At 61.8% G+C, this 1,008-nt stretch carries 1 pseudogene; it reads right to left on the reverse strand.

Annotation, left to right across the window (positions count from 1 at the left end):
* Positions 1-22: 22 nt before the first annotated feature.
* Positions 23-932: pseudogene (locus tag NYP18_RS15320) on the reverse strand (IS982 family transposase).
* Between the last annotated feature and the right edge of the window lie 76 nt (positions 933-1,008).

Here is a 1,008-nt window from a genome sequence, read left to right on the forward strand (position 1 = left end):
CTAGATGATTGATTCCTGGGGTTCAGTGGTCATACGCGATCAACGACCGTAGGACCGGTTGCCCGGTGGCGTGGTTATGCCAGATCGCCGCGGTCAACGCCAAGAGTCGCCGCACCATCCGGCTGACCACCCCGGACACGGTGCGGCCACCATGTTGTTCCAGGCCCAGCTGGCCTTTCAAGGTCTGGAACACCGACTCGATCCGCTGCCGCAACGGTTTCAAAAACTGCCTGCCCGGCCTGGGGGCCTCGCCTTTGCGGGCAGGGCGGATCAACTCCACCCCACCGGCAGTGAGTTCCTCTTCCAACCACAGACCGTTGTAGGCCTTATCCGCCATGATCACCTGCCCGGACGGCACCGGCACCGGGCAGTCATCGAGCATGGCCAGCAGGGTGGCGCGTTCATCCGTCTTCGCCCCGGTCAGCGCATACCCCACGGGCATCCCGTGCAGGGTAGAGATCAGGTGCAGACGCATCCCCCAGAAGAACCTCGAATGCGAGGCGTAAGTCACCGTATTCGGCGACACCGGCCAGGTCAGAGCGTTTCACTGTTTCCCGGGAGCGCCCGCATTCCACGGGGGTGGAGTCCACGATCCAGATGTCATCATCGAGCAGTCCGGTGCTGGTGGCCAGGTGCACCATGAGGTGCTGGATCACGCCGGTGAGAGCGCGTTGGCGTTTGTTGTAGCCGGGCTGCTGCGGGATGTGGGGGAACATGCCGGTCAGATGCGTGTGGGCGTAGCGCAGGAAATGGCGTTCGGAGGTGTAGCGCAGGAGGGTTTCCATCACGGCCAGGACGATGAGTTCGCAGTCGGTGATCCGTGGTTGGTATCCCGAGGCTGGTCGGACGGGGAGGAGTTCGGGGTGGTTGTTGAGGTAGTCGTCGCAGGTGACGTAGAGTGCTGTTGCGAGAGTGTTCAGGTCGTTTTCCACAAATTCGATCCTTGAACACTCTCGCTTTGTTTAGCGGTAGCGAATCCCGGGGTGCCCCCAGGAATCAATCATCTAG

Origin of the sequence: Corynebacterium lemuris (assembly GCF_024919295.1) — a bacterium.
GTDB classification, from domain to species: domain Bacteria; phylum Actinomycetota; class Actinomycetes; order Mycobacteriales; family Mycobacteriaceae; genus Corynebacterium; species Corynebacterium lemuris.